Source organism: Hymenobacter convexus, from assembly GCF_030580955.1.
Classification (GTDB): Bacteria; Bacteroidota; Bacteroidia; order Cytophagales; family Hymenobacteraceae; genus Hymenobacter.
Genome location: NZ_JAUQON010000005.1, coordinates 411,872 through 427,659 on the forward strand (window position 1 = coordinate 411,872; position 15,788 = coordinate 427,659).

Here is a 15,788-nt window from a genome sequence, read left to right on the forward strand (position 1 = left end):
TTTTTGCGCCCCCGCTGATGTTTCGATTGCTTTCGCTGATTCTGCTGCTGCCTTTTTTTGCTCATGCTCAAGCTTCTTTCGTGCCCGATGAGCGGGCGTATTACGGCCTGATTGACCGGGGCAGCGGGCGCTGTCTCGACGTGGCCAGTGCCAGTACCACCAGCGGCGCCGCCGCCGTGCAGTGGGAGTTCACCCATGCCAATAGCCAGCAGTGGCGCTTTGTGCCCATCCGGCAGGGCAGCGAGTATTACCGCATCGAGTCAAAAAACAGCGGCCTGTGCCTGACTGCCGATAAGCCCGGCGAGAACATGCCGCTGGTACAGCGCCCGTACCAGGGCGGCGAGCCGCAGCAGTGGCGGCTGGTGCCGGCGGGCCCGGCCGGCAGCTTCCAGCTCGAAAACCGCAGCGAAAGCCGGGTGGCGGCCCTTTCGGCTTCGGATAAGTTTAACGGCACGCCGGTGGTGGGCCAGAAGGGCAACGGCCGGGCCAGCCAGCAGTGGCGCCTGTTTCGGCTGCGCCTGAATGTGCTGGAAGGCCCCTCGCCATTCGGCGCGCCCAAGCCCCTGGCCGTCCTCAACTCGCCCGGCAACGAGTTGCACCCCATCCTCAGTCCCGATGGCAACACCTTGTATTTCGCCCGCACCAAATTTGCCGGCAACACCGAAGGCAACACCGATTCCGGCGACGCCTGGGTGAGCCAGAGCCCCGACAAGGGCCAGACCTGGGGCGCCCCCACGCGCCTCGACGGCGTGAACACCGCCCAAAACAACGAGGTGGTGGCCGTTACCGGGCCGGATGGCCGCGCCCTGTTTGTGCGCGGCACGTATGATTCTAACGGGTTTCGGGACGAGGGCGTGAGCAAGGTGAGCACGGCGGCGGCCAGCAGCGGCCTGGCCAAAGGCGCGCGGCCCACGCCGGTGGGCATTAGCAATTTCTACACGGCCGTGCCCGGGGCGGGCTATTTCGTGAGCAACGACGGCCAACTGCTGTTGCTCTCGCTGGAGCGGGGCGACTCCGAGGGCGGCAACGACATCTACCTGAGCCGGCCCGACGGCAAAGGCGGTTTTGGCGAGCCCACCAGCCTGGGGCCGGTGCTCAATTCGCCCGGCTTCGACTTCGCGCCCTGGCTCACGCCCGATGGCAAAACCCTGTACTTTGCTTCCTACGGGCACATGGGCTACGGCTCGGCCGATATTTTTGTGAGCCAGCGCCTCGACGACAGCTGGAGCAAGTGGAGCGAGCCCCGCAACCTGGGCCCGGCCCTGAACGGCCCCGGCTTCAACGCCTACCTCAGCCTGACGCCCGACGGCAAAACGGCCTACTACTCGTCGTCGCCCGCGCCCAATGCCACCAGCGACATCTGGCGCACCGGCCGCGCCGTGGCCCCCGATTCGGTACCCACCGCGCCCGCGGTGGCCGCTGCCTTCGACCCCACTGCGCGCGCCTTCCTGAGCGGGCGCGTGCTCGATGCCCGCAGCAAGCAGCCCGTGGCCAGCGCCGTGGTGAAAGCCAATTTGCTGGCCAACGCCGCCGGTGCACAATACAATGCCACCAGCCGCTCCGATAATACCGGCGGCTACCAGATGTCCTTGTTGCCGGGCAAATACTACCTCACGGCCACCGGCGGCGGCTTCCTCACGGTGGGCGACACGGTCGTCATCGCCGGCTCGCCCCGGCGCGACCTGCTGCTGCTACCCGCCGCGGTGGGCGCCAAAATCGACCTGCCCAGCATCTTGTTTGCCCAAGGCAAAGCCACGCTGCTAGGCACCGCCTACGCCGAGCTGAACCGCCTGGCCATTGCCCTGCAAGCCAGCCCCGGCACCGAAATCCGCCTCGAAGGCCACACCTCCAACGAGCCGCCCGCCGACAAAAATCAGCAGCTTTCCGAAGACCGGGTGGCCGAGGTGAAGCGCTATCTGGTGGGCCGGGGCGTGGCCGAAACCCGCATCACCACGGTCGGTTTCGGAGGCTCGAAGCCGAAGTACAGCAACGACCGGGAGGAAACCCGCCGCCTCAACCGCCGCGTAGAGCTGGTAATTGTGAAGTAGGCTTTTGCCGCCGCTGCCATGACTGCTAGCATTCTTGCCGAAACCAGCATCCCCAACCTGCCCTCGGCTTCCGGGGTTGAAATCATCGGCGCCACGGCCTATGTCATCGGCGACGACGCGCCGCTGCTCTACCAGCTCGACGCCCGCACGCTGGCCGTTACGGGCCGGGTGCCGCTATTTGAAACCACTGCTTTCGACACCGGCCGGCTGCCCAAGGCCGACAAGCCCGACCTCGAATGCATGGCCGCTCTGACCTGGCCCGATGGCCGGGCGGGCCTGCTGCTACTGGGCTCGGGAAGCCGGCCCAACCGGGCCCGTGGCTGGTTTGTGCACACCGAAACCGATGCGCCCGCGCCCGAATCCGTGGACTTAGCCCCGCTCTACGCACTGCTGCAACCCTACCTGGCATTGGGTGTGGTACTCAACCTCGAAGCGGCTGCCACTTCCGAAACCGAGCTGCTGCTGTTTCAGCGCACCGTGGGGCGGGCCGATGCGGCGGTACTGTTTCGGCTGCCGCTAGCGGCTACGCTGGCCTTTCTGGCCCACGGCGGGGCCGAGCCAGCGGTGCGGCAACAGTTGTTCGAGCTGCCGGAAATTGCCGGCAGCCCGGCCGGATTTTCGGGTGCCACGTTTGTCGATGGCCTGCTGTTCGTGACGGCATCCGTCGAAAACACCCAGGACGCCGTGCTCGATGGCGAGGTTTTGGGCTCGTTCGTTGGGGTGGTCGACCTGGAAACGCAGAAGGTGGTGTTTGCCCGCCTGGTTTGGCGCGATGGGCGGGCATACTGCGGCAAAGTGGAAGGCCTTGCCGTGCGGCAGAGCATTGGCCCGGGCCATTGGGAACTGCTGCTCGTGACCGACGACGATGCGGGCGGCAGCACCGCCGTCGTGGCCGAAATCACCCTGACGGAACCGTGAAAGTGGCCCCTTAAGCCAATTCCTTCAGCCACGCCACTGCCGCGGGCTCGCCGTCGAACAGGCGGTAGGTGAGCGACGACTGCTGCGAGTCCCTCATAACCTGGTTGAGCGTAAGCTGGGCAAATACATCGGCTGGCAGGAGGATGGCGCCGAACATCTCGTAGCCTTCGCTTTCGCTGCGAGCCAGCCAGAACTCCCGAATCCAGGTGCGTTCCTCGTCGGTGTAGGGGGCCATTTGGCGCTGGTCGGCCAGCATCTTGTGCCAGCCGTGGCGCCGCAGCAACTGGCTGGTGTGGGTGAGGAAGGCCTGAAACGTTGGGAAGTCGCGCGCGCCGGGTGCATACTGAACCAGGGCATAGCCGTCGGGATGCTCAAGCAAACGCCCGACGGGGTTTTCAAAATATAAACGCATGTGTTAATCAATAACAGATAATACGTTGATAATAAATGAAATAACAGATAATCTAATGGGCGCAGCTGCCAGGCAGGTCTTTAGCTGCGCCGATGTACGAAAGCAGGGCCGTTTTGTTGAGAAATAAAACGCCGACATTCCCCTGCAGGCCGTAATTTTGTTGGTAGTTTTATTGGCTCTTGCAGCGCCCACCGGGCTTTTCTACCCCTCTTCAACTTATGAATTCGCTGCCCCGAGCCCAGGAGACGCTCTATTTTCAGAACGCGGCCGGGAAGGTATTTCACCATGCTTCGGGCTATGCGCGCCTGGCCTGGAGTGCCGAGCGCCCCACGCTGGACCACATCAAGGCGTTCTACGAACAGGTGCTGGCTTTGCTGCTGAACACCAACGCGCGCAAAATTCTGTCCGACCACGGCCAGCGGGCGCCGCTGCCGGCTGCGGCCCAGGAGTGGCTGACCACCAACTGGATTCCGCGCGCCATGAGCCAGGCCCGCACCCGGCACTGCGCCATTGTGGAAGGAGCCGACCCGCTGCACCGGCTGTCCACCCAATCGGTGGTGTCGGCCTCGCCGAACGGGTTTTTATTCCAGCGCTTCTCCACAGTCGAGGCCGCCGAAACCTGGCTGAAAAGCGTGGTGGTGTAAGGTGCTTTAGCCACCGATTGCCAATAAGCACGTCCTTTACAAGAACGTCATGCTGAGCGCAGCCGAAGCATCTCGCGTGCATCAGTAATTATTACTGGCACAGTAGAGATGCTTCGGCTGCGCTCAGCATGACGTTCTCCTTTAACATTGACTTCGGCAATTAATCCCGGCCTACTCTACCGCAGTAGAAGTAACCTTCTCTGAGGCCACAGCGGCTTTGGAAGGCGGGTTGATGCGGCGGCCGCGCGGGGTTTCCTCGTCGCCCAGCAGCATGCCCCAGGGCTTGAGGGGAGTGATGCGGTCGAATACGATTTTGAGGATGGCGATGACCGGCAGGGCCAGAAACATGCCTGCGATGCCGCCAATGGCGTTGCCCACCAGCACCCCCACAATGGCCACCAGGGCATTGACCTTAATCTTGGAGGCTACAATGCGCGGGATGAGGTAATGGTTATCAATAAATTGGATGAGCATGTAAACGGCCAGCACGGCCAGTGCGTGGCCGTAGCCGGGCTTCGTGACGAAGGCCATAAGCATGGGCAGCGCAATGGCAATGAGCCCGCCGATGTAGGGGATAAAGTTGAGCAGCGCGCCCAGCACGCCCAGCAGCAGCGCATAGGGCACCCCAATGATGAGCAGGCCCGTGGTGTTGAGCGTGGCCACGATGCTAGCCTCGATGAGCAAACCCACCATGTAGCTCTGAATGGTGGCCTTGCTCTCGCGCAGCACCTCGGCCACGCCGGTATCCTGCCGGTGGCCCGAGAATACCTGGGTTAGAAAATCGACCAACCGCCGCTGGTACAGAAACAGTAGAAAAATATAAACCGGAATGAGCGTGGCCACCACCAGCAGCCCCGACACCGCCGAAAGGGTGCCGCCCAGCAGCGCCGACGCCCGGTTGCCGGCTTCGCTGAGGTAGCCCTGCAGTTTCTGGTCGCTCACGCCAAAGCGCGCTTGCAGCCACTGGTGCACCTCAGCCGTGGTTTCGGCAAACTTCTTTTTGAAGAGCGGCATCTGGCTGGACAGCTGCGAGGCTTCCAAGTAGATGAAGTAGAGCAGGCCCAGCAGGGCCGTCACGCCCAGCACCACCGTAAGGGTGATGGCCAGCAGCTTGGGCACCCGGTGCCGCAGCAGCCACTGCTCCACGGGGTGCAGCATGATGGCAAAAATGGCCGCGAAAAACAGCGGAAAGATGATTTCGCTGGCAATGTGAATGGTGAACACCGCTAGGGCCAGGCCCAGCAGTATCAGCGGCGCTTTCACATAAAGCGGAAATTGCAGCTCGCGGGCAGGTTCGTAGGTTTCGGGCATGGGAGGGGACGTGGAGCCGGCCCGGCAATGGGGGGTGGCACGCCCACTTACGCGGCCCGGCGCCGCATGTTGCTCCCGTAAGCTCAGCTATGGCGTTGGCGCTACCCTGAAAACCTGGTTGGGTTGGCAGAACGGGTGCCCCCAAGCTGTGCTAACCCAATCAAGGCCTCACTCCTTAGCGCGTAAAGTCCTCAACAATCTGCACGAACATGGGCGAGGGCACCTCAATGGTTTGGCCGGTGGGAGCAAGCAGGCCGTTTTGCCCATCTACCCGGAAAGTCACTACGTTGTTGGAGTTCTGGTTGGCCACCAGTAGCAGGCGGCCCGAGGGCGTGAGCGCGAAGTTGCGCGGCGTCTTGCCCTGGGTGCTCATGTACTGAATGGGGGCCAGCGTGCCATTAGACGTATCGATGGCAAACACCGCGATGCTGTTGTGGCCGCGGTTGGAGGCGTAGAGGTACAGGCCGTCGGGCGAAACATGGATGTCGGCGCAGGAATTTTCGCCGGTGAAGCCCTTGGGCAGCGTCGACACCGATTGCAGTTCCTTGAACTTGCCCGCCGAGGCATCGTACGCCAGCGCCGTCACGGTCGAGTTCAGCTCGTTTATCAAATACGCCTGCTTGCCATTGGGATGGAAAACGAGGTGGCGCGGGCCGGCGCCGGGCTTGGCCACAAACGCCGGCTCGGGCAGGCGCGTGAGCTGGCCTTGGGCGGCCCCCAGGCGGTAGGCCACCACCTGGTCGGTGCCCAGGTCCACGGCAAAGGCGTAGGTATTGGCCGGGTCCGGGATGATGCAGTGGGCGTGGGCACCCGTCTGGTTTTTGTGCGGGCCCGAGCCCTGGTGCTGGTCGGTGGCGCTGGGCGCGGCCAGCTGGCCGTTGGCCCCGATGGGGAGCATGGCCACATTGCCGCCCACATAGTTGGCCACCAGGGCCGCCTTCTCGGCGCGGTCGAGGGCGATGTAGCACGGCGACGCGCCGGTGGACGGCTGCTGGTTGAGCAGCGTGAGGGCTCCCGTGTGCTGGTCGACGGCGAAGGAGCTCACGCCCCCGCCCTTGGCCCCTTGGAACGTCTGGGTTTCGCTCACCGCGTACAGGTTGCGGCGCCCGGCGGGCATGGTGAGGTAGGTGGGGCTGGCCCCGCCCCGGTAGGCGCTCACGGGCGTGAGCAGCCCGGTAGCGGTGGTGAGGCGGTAGAGGAAAATCGAGTTTTCCTGCTCCGAGCTCACATTGGTGCCGAAATAAACCAGGTAGTCGCGGCTCATGCTTTTGGCGGCCGGCTTGCTGCAGCCCGCGACGGAAAGGAGGACAAGGGAACCGACGCCAGCCGCCAGGGCCCGCCGAAACTTGGGAAACGAAGAAGGAGAGGTCATCAGCACGAAGGGTATGGCTGCAAAGGTGCGAAAAGTTCGGTCCCGAGGCCAGCGGCGGTGCCCTTGCTCAGCGAGTGCGTACGGACAATGGGCCGGCTGCGCTGCCTGACCAGATGCTGCGGGTGGGCGAGGGGGGCTTACTACCTTGTGCGCATGTCAGATTTTCGCCTGCGGGTATTCCAGGCCGTGGCCCGGCACCTCAACTTCACCAAGGCGGCGCAGGAGCTTTTCGTCACGCAGCCGGCCGTCACCAAGCACATCCACGAGCTGGAGCGCACCCACGGCCAGCGCCTGCTGGAGCGCAGCGGGAGCCGCATCGCCCTCACCGAGGCCGGCCGCCTGCTGCTGGCTCACGCCGAAGCCGTGGCCGCCTCGGCCCAACTCCTCGACGACCAGCTTCAGGCCCTGCACCACCCCGACGAAGCCACCGGCCGCCTGCGCCTGGGTGCCAGCACCACGCTCAGCCAGTACGTGCTGCCCGGCCTGCTGCCCGCCTTCCAGGCGGCCCATCCGCGGGTGCAGCTCACGCTGCTCAATGCCAATTCCGAGCACATCGCCCAGGCCCTGCTGCGCGGCGACCTCGACCTGGGCATGGTGGAGGGCCGTTCCCGCTCCCGCGACCTGCACTACGAGTTGCTGCTGCCCGACGAGCTGGTGGCCGTGCGCCGGGCCACGCCTAGCCGCCGTCAGCCAGTGGCCCTGTCGCTGGCCGAGGCGTTGGCCCATCCGCTGGTGCTGCGGGAGCGCGGCTCGGGCACCCTTGAAGTGCTCGAATACGCTCTGCGCGAGCGGCAAGTGAGGCTGAGTAGCCTGCGCGTGGCTTTCTATTTCGATAATACCGAAGCCATCAAAGCGTATCTGGAGGCCGCGCCCGATGCCATCGGCTTTGTGTCGCGCCGGGCCCTGGCCCGCGAGCTAGCCGGTGGCGTGCTCGAAATCGTCCCCATCGAGGGCCTGCATTTGCCCCGGCAATTCGACGCCGTGTGGGTGCAGGGCCAGCCGTTGCTGCGGGCTGGGCAGCGGTTCCTGTCGTTTGTGCAGGCCCGGGCCAAGGCGTGATTTTAATAGCTTTAGTAGGATGAATGTAAAGCTGGTTGTCCTGATGCAGAGCAACTGAATTTTCAAACTAGCTACGCCCTTTAATTACCAACGGTAATGACCAATAACTATTTTGTATAACCTATGGCTTTGGCCTGGCCGTATTTTTGGGTAGAAAACACTACGGCCTTCATGAGCACCCAAACCTCTGCCCAATCCCAGCCTAGCCGGCAAACCGCACCGCCTGCCACCGGCGCTGAGGTAGGAAGTAGCTCGCCTTTTTTTCGAAACCTGCACGCGCCACGCCGGCTTTTCGGGCGAGGGTTCACGTTGCAACAGGTAGTGTTTGGGGCGGCGCTGGGGTTGTGCCTCACGCCTTGGGCGTCGCCGCCGTTGGCCCTGGCGCTGGGCCTAATCCTGGCCCAAACGGTTGGCAATCCCTTTACTTCCCAAACCAAACGCCTCACCAAATACCTGCTGCAGTTTTCGGTGGTCGGCCTGGGCTTCGGCATGAATGCCCATGCGGCTTTGCAGGCCGGCAAGGAAGGTATTTTGTTCACCGTGGTGTCGGTGGTGGGGACATTGGGACTGGGTTATCTGGTGGGCAAATGGCTGGGGCTGGGGCGCCACGTGGTACACCTTATTTCGTGCGGCACTGCCATTTGCGGGGGCTCGGCCATTGCGGCCGTGGGGCCCGTGTTGCGGGCCAAAGACGAAGAAATGTCGGTGGCGCTGGGCACGGTGTTCGTGCTCAATGCACTGGCGCTGTTCGCCTTTCCACCCATCGGCCATGCCCTGGCCCTCACGCAAAACCAGTTTGGCCTCTGGTGCGCCATCGCCATCCACGACACCAGCTCCGTGGTGGGGGCTGCCGCCGCCTACGGCACCCAGGCCCTGCAAGTGGCCACTACGGTAAAGCTGGCCCGCGCCCTCTGGATAATTCCGGTTTCCATCGGTACGGCCCTGGCATTCCGGCAGCAAGGCGTGAAGGTGCAGGTTCCGTACTTCATTCTCGGGTTCATCGCGGCCATGCTGGTCAATACCTACGTGCCCGCCGTGCGCCCCCTGGCGCCGCTGCTGACGCACCTGGCCAAAATAGGCCTGACCGTAACGCTGTTTTTTATCGGCGCCGGGCTGTCGGTGCGGGTGGTGCGGGCCGTTGGGGCGCGGCCATTCGTGCTTGGCACGGTGCTGTGGGTGGTGATTTCGGTAAGCTCGCTTTACGTCATTTTGCAGAGCGTATAGGTTTGCTTGCCTGAAGAAGCCACCAAATTCGAAATGCCTTCCTACTTAGGGCTACACCAGCTTAGGGCGACACCAGCCATCGGCCAGTTCCAACTTGCCCTTGAGGCGCGGGACTTCCAGCGTTTTTTTCATGTTGTGCAGCGTCCGGTTGATGAGCTTGGGGACGTTGCTGGCGAACTGATAAACAGCGCGGTAGTGGCTTTGGGTGGCTGGTGTTTATCTGCCTAGCGCGGGTGTGCAAACACCAGCTCGCGCAGCAGAATAAAGGTGCCCATCGCGAGTGTAAACCAGCCAAATGCGGGCTTCAGCCGGGCCCCCGGAATGAAGCGGGCCAGGTAGGTGCCCAGCACGATGCCGCCCAGTGCAAACATCAGAAAACCAAGCAGAAAACCCCAGGCCACAGGTGTGCCCACACTCAAGTCGCCGCCAAAGCCAATGAGCGAATTGAGGGCAATGATGGCCAGCGAAGTCCCAACGGCCAGTTTCATGGGCAGCCGCGCGCCCAGCACCAGCGCCGGAATGATGAGAAAGCCCCCGCCGGCCCCCACAAAGCCCGTGAGCGTGCCCACCACCAGCCCAATGGTGAGAATGAGCGGGTAGTTGAAGGGGTGCCGGTGGTGCAATTCCTCATCGAGAATGTCTTCGGCCTGCCGGCTGCGAATCATCGACGTGGCCGCCGCTACCATCAGCCCGGCAAAGGCCACCAGCACCAGCAAATCTTTGGTAAACACTACCTTTCCCACAGTGAACAACTCGTGCGGGATGGCCGGCATCAGCACCTTGCGCACCGCCAACACCGCCGCCAGCGAGGGAATCAGAAAAACAATGGCCGTGCGCAGCGACACCAGCCCCTTGCGAAAATACCGCGACGCCCCCACCAGCGAAGTGGACCCCACCACAAACAGCGAGTAGGCCGTGCTCAGCACCGGGCTCACCCCCATCAGGTACACCAGCACCGGCACCGTGAGGATGGACCCGCCACCGCCCATGATGCCCAGCGAAAGCCCAATGAAAATGGCCGCGAAATAGCCCAGGTAGTGCAGCATTGGTAGGAGGGAAGATGCGTGAAGCCAGGAACGGGAGGCAGAAATCAAATCAAAAAAGCGTGCCTGCGGCGGAAAAACGCACTGTGGCAACCCGTGACGAACATCAGTCGCCGCGTGACTTCCGGGGTGGGAACAAGCTGCTTTGGCTTGCGCAGGAACGGCCGCGCGCTCTTTTCGTTTCAGCCCCAAAAGTGTGGCGCAAATGTAGGCGCTGCGCTACTCGCAGCCGGTTGCTGAGGCCGAGGACAGCCGGATTGACTTTGCTGTCGTTGTTAAAGAAATAGTCGCCTTTTTCGCGGTTTCAACCGGCCGGTTGCGGTCAATAGCGGAAGAAAAACATCCGGCATCACGGGTAGCAAACCTGAGAGCAGGTAGTCATTTGGAGGAGGGCATTGGCGATGATGATTTATTGATGCAGTGATTATTGCGTCCATTACTTTCGTTGCTGCCATGCCGCCACTTTATCGCCGTTTTTTCCTGTGTGGGCTTTGCCTGTTGCTGCTGCCTTGGTCGGGCGCCTGCGGCAGCAACCAATCCCGCGACGCCGCCGGGGCTGAAGCCGCGCCGGGGGCCCGTTCTTACGGGCAGGCCTTGTTGCGCACCGGGCTGGTAGCGGGCCGGCACCGGCGCTGGCTGCTCTTCGCCGATACCACCCGCCGGGAGTACTTCCGCCTGGGCCGCACGCCGCGCGAGGTGCGGGCCTGGCTGGCCGATTACGAGGAGCGCATCGAAGACCACCAAACGCTCAACCCCGATTCGGTGCAGCCGCCCCCGCCCGCGGCGGCCGAGCTACGCGGCCCGCCGCCCCCGCCCATGGTGACCCTGATTCGCCTGCCGAACAGTCCGGCCGCCAAAGCCCTGGCCCGCCGTCAAGCCATTCAACTCATGCAGCAACTGCAGCGGGCGGGTTTGCTCACGGCCGCCGAGTACCGCCGAACCCTGCCGCTGGCCATGGCCGGCGAGTTCTACAGCCGCCGCAACCTGCTCACGACTTTCAATGAGCTGGCCCGGGCGGCTGAAAGCCTACGCCACAGCCGTGGCCTGCCGCCCATGCTGCAGCAGCTTGGGCTGCTATCGAAGCCGGAAACCGAACGGTTGGCGTGCGACCTGCGGACCGGCCTTTTCACCGACCCCGTGGACCTCCTCGCCCGATTGCCCCACGCCCGTATTTTCAGCCGGCGGCAGTACCCTGCTGCCGGGCTTCCCTACCTGGAGCAGCTGCACCGCGACGCGGCACGGCTGGTGCCGGGCCTGCAATTCAGCAACTTCCGCGCCCGGGTTATCCGGCGTGATGAGGCGGCGTCGTGCCCCAGTTGTATGGGCGCGGAAGACGTGCTGGTGCAGCTGCAAATCGGCTCCCGGCAGTACGCGCAGCGCAGCGAGTGGCACCCCGGCTACGGGCTGGATGGCCGAAACTGGCCAACTATCGACGACAGCAAATTTTACGGCATTTTCAATCAGGCGCTGGCCGACCAGGGCAGTCCTTACCGGTTGATGTTCATTCGCTCCGCGCAAGCCCGTTTCACCATTGGGGGCCAACAACGCTTTGGCCTCTGGTGCCTGACTGCCCCGCAAGCCGAGGCCATCGATACGCTGGAATTTTCCGGTTTGTGGCCGGAGGACCACGAAAGCTTCAGGGTGCTCCCCTCCGATACGGTGACGGCCGCCCTTCGCGCATTCGCCGCCCTCGGCTTCTTAAGCCACCGGAGCCCGGCCCAGCGCACAACTGCCGAAGCGTGCCTGCGCCAGGTCCGGCTCATCGCCCGCGAGGAGGTGCTGCATTCCGTGCCCGGCCGTGTGGCCGAGTATCACGGCTATCCGCAGTACCGCAGCTGGTCCTACGCCCGCCTGCTGAACGTTTTGCAGAAAGCCAGCAATGGCCGTTTCGGGCCTAACCAAGTGCGCGACGGGTGCCAGCACGCCGACGGGACCCTGCGCTTTCATTTTGGGCGGCGCATTTATCAGTCGGCTTTGTACCAAGCCAACGAGTCGCCCGACCCGCGCCTGTTTCAGCTCGTGCAGCGGGCGCTGCGGGAGCAGCACATTCCCGGCAAATTTTACCAGGTCAGCGCCACGCTGGCCCAATCAGCCGGCCTGGCGGTAAACTACGTCTTCCTCTCGCCCGTACAGGAACGTGCCATCCGCCAAAAACACCTGCTGGCCCTCACCGACCCCACGCTCTCGGACGACCAGCGCTACGCGCAGGAACTGGCCATTGACATGGCCGCCGATTCTACCTTTTATGGAGCCAGTAGCCGTTGAAGATGCCGGAGCAGGCTCAGGCACGGCATGTCGGGCTTGCCGAGACATCCTGGGTGCCGTAGTAGCGCAATCTTGTTTCGCATTGAGCCTGGCGAGATAGCCGGCCAAGTCTGCGCAAACCGTTCAGACGTGGCAAGCTGCTTTGCCTCTGCTTAATTCGCAGAACACGGCCCGCCCAAACTTGTATGCGCCTGCCGGGTTATGGTCACGCTTTTCAGTTATGCCTCCTGTTGCTGCAAGCCTATAGCTGCTGAAATAGGCTATTAATCTAGCTTACTCAACCTTCAAAAAATGATGAAATCAACCCTGCTTTTCACGGCTGCGCTGGCCGCGTTTGTCCTTCAGGCGCCAGCCCAAACAGCCACTTCGGCGGCCGCATCCCGCGCGGCAGCTGACCAGATTGCGACCAAAAAGGGCCCGCTCACGGTGCAGCCCATCACGCACGGCAGCGTGGTGTTCACTTGGAACGGCAAAACCATTTATGTAGACCCCTACGGCGGAGCGGAGGCTTTTGCCGGGCTGGCCGCGCCCGATGTCATCCTGATTACCGACATCCACGGCGACCACCTGGACCCCAAAACGCTGGCGGGCCTCTCCGTGGGCAAAGCCCTGATGGTAGTGCCCAAAGCAGTGGTTGAAAAGCTCCCCGCCGAGTACAAAGCGCAGGTCCGCATCCTGAGCAACGGCCAACGGCTCGATACGTTGGGCATGAGCGTGTCGGCCATTCCGATGTATAATCTCCCCGAAGCCGCCGACGCGCCCCACACTAAAGGCCGCGGCAACGGCTACGTGCTGGGCCTGGGCGGCAAAAACGTGTACTTGTCTGGCGACACCGAAGATATTCCCGAAATGCGCGCCCTCAAAGGCATCGACGTGGCCTTTGTGTGCATGAACCTGCCCTATACCATGGACGTCAACCAAGCCGCGCAGGGCGTGTTGGCCTTCAAGCCGGGCATCGTGTATCCCTACCACTACCGGGGCCAGAACGGGCTGAGCGACGTGGCCGCCTTCAAGAAGCAGGTGAACGCGGCCGACAAAAAAATCGACGTCCGGCTGCGCAACTGGTACCCGGCCGCTAAGTAAAGCTCAACACCCAACCCCTCAGCCCGTCCTGCAAAGTTCCCGCCTTTGCAGAACGGGCTGTTTTATGTTAGCCATTATTATGTCCAGGTATTAACGCTGGCAAACCCCAATTGGCCTGAACGCAAAAAAGCCTCAAAAACTGCATCTGTTGCCAGATTTACAGCTTTTGAGGCTTGATTTTGGTAGGGGTATTAACCTCTACAAGTACCCGGAGCCGGAGTCGAACCGGCACACCTTGCGGTATTGGTGTTTGAGACCAACGCGTCTACCGGTTCCGCCATCCGGGCAGGATGAGCTTTTTTTAGAACAATTCCGCTCTGCCGGTATCAGGAGCGGGCTGCAAAGGTAGTTAGCTGTTGCTGGATGCGCAACAGATACCGCTTTTTTAGGTAGTAGGTGCGGATTTGCTGGAGCGCGGCCGAGCGATGGTCGGCCGGGAGTTGCTCATAGCCAACGAGTATAGGCTCGATGCCGGCGTCGAGCGTTTGGGCCAAAGCCAGCACTTCTTGGGCTACTTTGGCATGGGCGGCGGCATCGGGCGCCATTTCCAGCTCCATGAGCTCCTCGTTGAGGTCCATCATGTCCATCAGGAAATCGGGCGGGAGCTGCTCCTGCTTACCTTCTTCGAGCAGGCCGTGCAGGCGGAGCAGGTAGGCCATGCGCTGGTCGGCGTCGGCGAGGGTGCGGTAGGCATCGGTGTTGAGGGTGGCTTGGCGCAGCATCTCGGCCTGGTTTTCGGGCGAGGAAGTGGCGTGGAAATCGGGATGGGTTTCGCGGCTTTTGGCGTAGTAGAGGCGCTTGAGGGCAGTTGCATCGGGCCGGAAAGATTCAGGCAGGCCGTAGAATGCGAAGTAATCGGGGGCGTTGGGCATGGGGCGAAGGTAGGGAAATCGGCGGGCGCTCAGGCGCTCTTACCGGCAAAGCAGCCCGATGGTTTGGTCCATTTCAGCTTCACAATTCCCGGGTTGGCCGATTATCTTCTTACCAATCTAACCCTGAGCGCTAACCCTTTCGTAACTGTGGGCAATCTGCTCTTTATTCTCTTCTAATTCCTGCAGCTTTGGCTCCAAAACTTTCTTTCCTGCGGCACGTGCTGCTGAGCTTGCTGTTGGGTGCGGCAGCCTGTGGCGGCAAAAAAGCCGATGATGGCGGCGACGCCGGGGGCGGCAAAGGCGGCGGGGGCAAAGGCCCTGACGGTAAGGACGGCGGCCCGCCCAAAATTCTGCCCTACGCTGTGGTGGCCGTGCAGCCCCGCTCCACGGTGCTCTACAACGACTTTCCGGCCACCATTCAGGGCCAGCAAAACGTTGAGATTCGGCCTAAAGTCGATGGCTTTGTCGAGGCCATTTACGTGGATGAAGGCGCCTCGGTGAAGAAGGGCCAGCCGCTGTTTCACATCAGCGCGCCGCAGTATGAAGAGGAAGTGCGCACAGCCCAGGCGGGCATCAAAACGGCCTTGGCCGACGTGAACACGGCCCGCATGGGCGTGGAAAAGCTGCGCCCGCTGGTCGAAAAGGACATTATCAGCCCGTATGCGCTGAAAGAAGCGCAGTATAACCTACAAGCCAAGGAGGCGGCGTTGGCCCAGGCCCAGGCCACGCTGGCCAATGCCCGCACCAACGTGGGCTACACCCACATCACAAGCCCAGTAAATGGCGTGGTGGGCACCATTCCCAACAAAATCGGCAGCCTGGTGACCAGCGCCGCCGCCGACCCGCTGACCACCGTCACGGGCATTGCCAACATCTACGCCTACTTCTCAGTCAACGAAAAAAGCCTGCTCAATTTCACTCGAGACATCCCCGGCACTACCCTGCAGGACAAACTAGCCCACATGCCTGCCGTGCAGCTGCTACTGGCCGACGGCACGGTGTACTCGCAAAAGGGCCGTGTAGAAACAGCCATCGGCCAAATCAACACCGAAACGGGTTCCAGCGGCTTCCGCGCTTCGTTTGCCAACCCGCAGGGGCTGTTGCGCAACGGCGGCAGCGGCACGGTGCGGGCACCGCGCACCCTGCCCAAGGCCCTGCTGGTGCCCCAAAGCGCAACTTATGAGCTGCAGGGCAAGCGTTTCATCTACACCGTGGGGGCAGGCAATAAGGTGAAAAACACCGAAGTAACTGTAGTGCCTACTCCCGACGGCCAGTTTTTCGTGGTGCAAGCCGGGTTGAAAGCCGGTCAAAACGTGGTGCTCGAAGGTGTGAACGGCCTCAAGGACAACATGCAAATTAAGCCGCGCCCAGCAAAGGCCGACAGCGTTTTTGCCGAGCATAAGGCGGGCGCGGGCGAGAACAAGTAACGAGTTATAAAAAGAGGCCGTTCTGCTGAGCGGAGCCGAAGCGTCTCTCCCGCAACACTACATCTGATTAGCGGCGCAGTAGAGATGCTTCGGCTCCGCTCAGCAGGGCG

14 protein-coding genes and 1 tRNA gene are annotated in these 15,788 nt (G+C 62.5%); 9 read left to right on the forward strand and 6 right to left on the reverse strand.

The annotated features are described in order from the left end of the window. The first annotated feature begins 17 nt into the window (after positions 1–17). Together Q4S41_RS13455 and Q4S41_RS13460 are read left to right on the forward strand one after the other, a co-directional pair. Complete coding sequence (locus Q4S41_RS13455; RefSeq protein ID WP_305031642.1) at positions 18–2,048, forward strand: RICIN domain-containing protein; 2,031 nt, start codon at positions 18–20, stop codon at positions 2,046–2,048. An 18-nt stretch (positions 2,049–2,066) separates the two neighbouring features. Beyond that, complete coding sequence (locus tag Q4S41_RS13460; RefSeq protein ID WP_305031643.1) at positions 2,067–2,966, forward strand: DUF6929 family protein; 900 nt, start codon at positions 2,067–2,069, stop codon at positions 2,964–2,966. 10 nt (positions 2,967–2,976) lie between these two features. Here Q4S41_RS13460 and Q4S41_RS13465 read toward each other — a convergent pair whose 3' ends face one another. Continuing rightward, positions 2,977–3,378, reverse strand: coding sequence for a hypothetical protein (locus Q4S41_RS13465; protein ID WP_305031644.1), 402 nt, complete (start codon positions 3,376–3,378; stop codon positions 2,977–2,979). A gap of 218 nt (positions 3,379–3,596) precedes the next feature. On the opposite strand from Q4S41_RS13465, the gene Q4S41_RS13470 reads away from it, so the two are divergent. After that, entirely contained in the window at positions 3,597–4,022 is a 426-nt protein-coding gene (locus Q4S41_RS13470; RefSeq protein ID WP_305031645.1) for a hypothetical protein, read from the forward strand. 171 nt (positions 4,023–4,193) lie between these two features. On the opposite strand, the gene Q4S41_RS13475 is transcribed toward Q4S41_RS13470, so the two are convergent. Beyond that, positions 4,194–5,333, reverse strand: coding sequence for an AI-2E family transporter (locus Q4S41_RS13475; protein ID WP_305031646.1), 1,140 nt, complete (start codon positions 5,331–5,333; stop codon positions 4,194–4,196). Positions 5,334–5,508: 175 nt separating this feature from the next. After that, positions 5,509–6,705: a lactonase family protein gene (locus Q4S41_RS13480; RefSeq protein WP_305031647.1), complete on the reverse strand. Its 1,197-nt coding sequence runs from the start codon at positions 6,703–6,705 to the stop codon at positions 5,509–5,511. Between the two features lie 153 nt (positions 6,706–6,858). Between Q4S41_RS13480 and Q4S41_RS13485 the strand changes: the two genes are divergently transcribed. The 3 genes from Q4S41_RS13485 to Q4S41_RS13495 all read left to right on the forward strand — a co-directional run bounded on the left by Q4S41_RS13485 (position 6,859) and on the right by Q4S41_RS13495 (position 9,216). After that, on the forward strand, positions 6,859–7,764 hold the full coding sequence (locus Q4S41_RS13485) for a LysR substrate-binding domain-containing protein (RefSeq protein WP_305031648.1): 906 nt from the start codon (positions 6,859–6,861) through the stop codon (positions 7,762–7,764). A gap of 309 nt (positions 7,765–8,073) precedes the next feature. After that, the gene (locus Q4S41_RS13490) at positions 8,074–8,988 is read left to right on the forward strand and encodes a YeiH family protein (RefSeq protein WP_305031649.1); all 915 of its coding nucleotides are present in this window, start codon (positions 8,074–8,076) and stop codon (positions 8,986–8,988) included. Positions 8,989–9,021: 33 nt separating this feature from the next. Beyond that, positions 9,022–9,216 carry a hypothetical protein gene (locus tag Q4S41_RS13495; RefSeq protein ID WP_305031650.1) on the forward strand — a complete coding sequence of 65 codons (195 nt, stop codon included), beginning with the start codon at positions 9,022–9,024 and terminating at the stop codon, positions 9,214–9,216. On the opposite strand, the gene Q4S41_RS13500 is transcribed toward Q4S41_RS13495, so the two are convergent. Then, a complete protein-coding gene (locus Q4S41_RS13500) occupies positions 9,213–10,034 on the reverse strand; it encodes a sulfite exporter TauE/SafE family protein (protein WP_305031651.1) in 822 nt (273 codons plus the stop codon). The genes Q4S41_RS13495 and Q4S41_RS13500 overlap by 4 nt on opposite strands. Before the next feature lie 450 nt (positions 10,035–10,484). Between Q4S41_RS13500 and Q4S41_RS13505 the strand changes: the two genes are divergently transcribed. Together Q4S41_RS13505 and Q4S41_RS13510 are read left to right on the forward strand one after the other, a co-directional pair. Continuing rightward, positions 10,485–12,296 (forward strand): hypothetical protein, encoded by a 1,812-nt coding sequence (locus Q4S41_RS13505; protein ID WP_305031652.1) that lies wholly within the window; start codon positions 10,485–10,487, stop codon positions 12,294–12,296. Positions 12,297–12,590: 294 nt separating this feature from the next. Beyond that, entirely contained in the window at positions 12,591–13,379 is a 789-nt protein-coding gene (locus tag Q4S41_RS13510; protein WP_305031699.1) for an MBL fold metallo-hydrolase, read from the forward strand. A 205-nt stretch (positions 13,380–13,584) separates the two neighbouring features. On the opposite strand, the gene Q4S41_RS13515 is transcribed toward Q4S41_RS13510, so the two are convergent. Together Q4S41_RS13515 and Q4S41_RS13520 are read right to left on the reverse strand one after the other, a co-directional pair. After that, positions 13,585–13,666, reverse strand: a tRNA-Leu gene (locus tag Q4S41_RS13515). 39 nt (positions 13,667–13,705) lie between these two features. Beyond that, the gene (locus tag Q4S41_RS13520; protein WP_305031653.1) at positions 13,706–14,251 is read right to left on the reverse strand and encodes an iron-sulfur cluster co-chaperone HscB C-terminal domain-containing protein; all 546 of its coding nucleotides are present in this window, start codon (positions 14,249–14,251) and stop codon (positions 13,706–13,708) included. Positions 14,252–14,439: 188 nt separating this feature from the next. Between Q4S41_RS13520 and Q4S41_RS13525 the strand changes: the two genes are divergently transcribed. Continuing rightward, positions 14,440–15,678 (forward strand): efflux RND transporter periplasmic adaptor subunit, encoded by a 1,239-nt coding sequence (locus Q4S41_RS13525; RefSeq protein ID WP_305031654.1) that lies wholly within the window; start codon positions 14,440–14,442, stop codon positions 15,676–15,678. Positions 15,679–15,788: the final 110 nt, after the last annotated feature.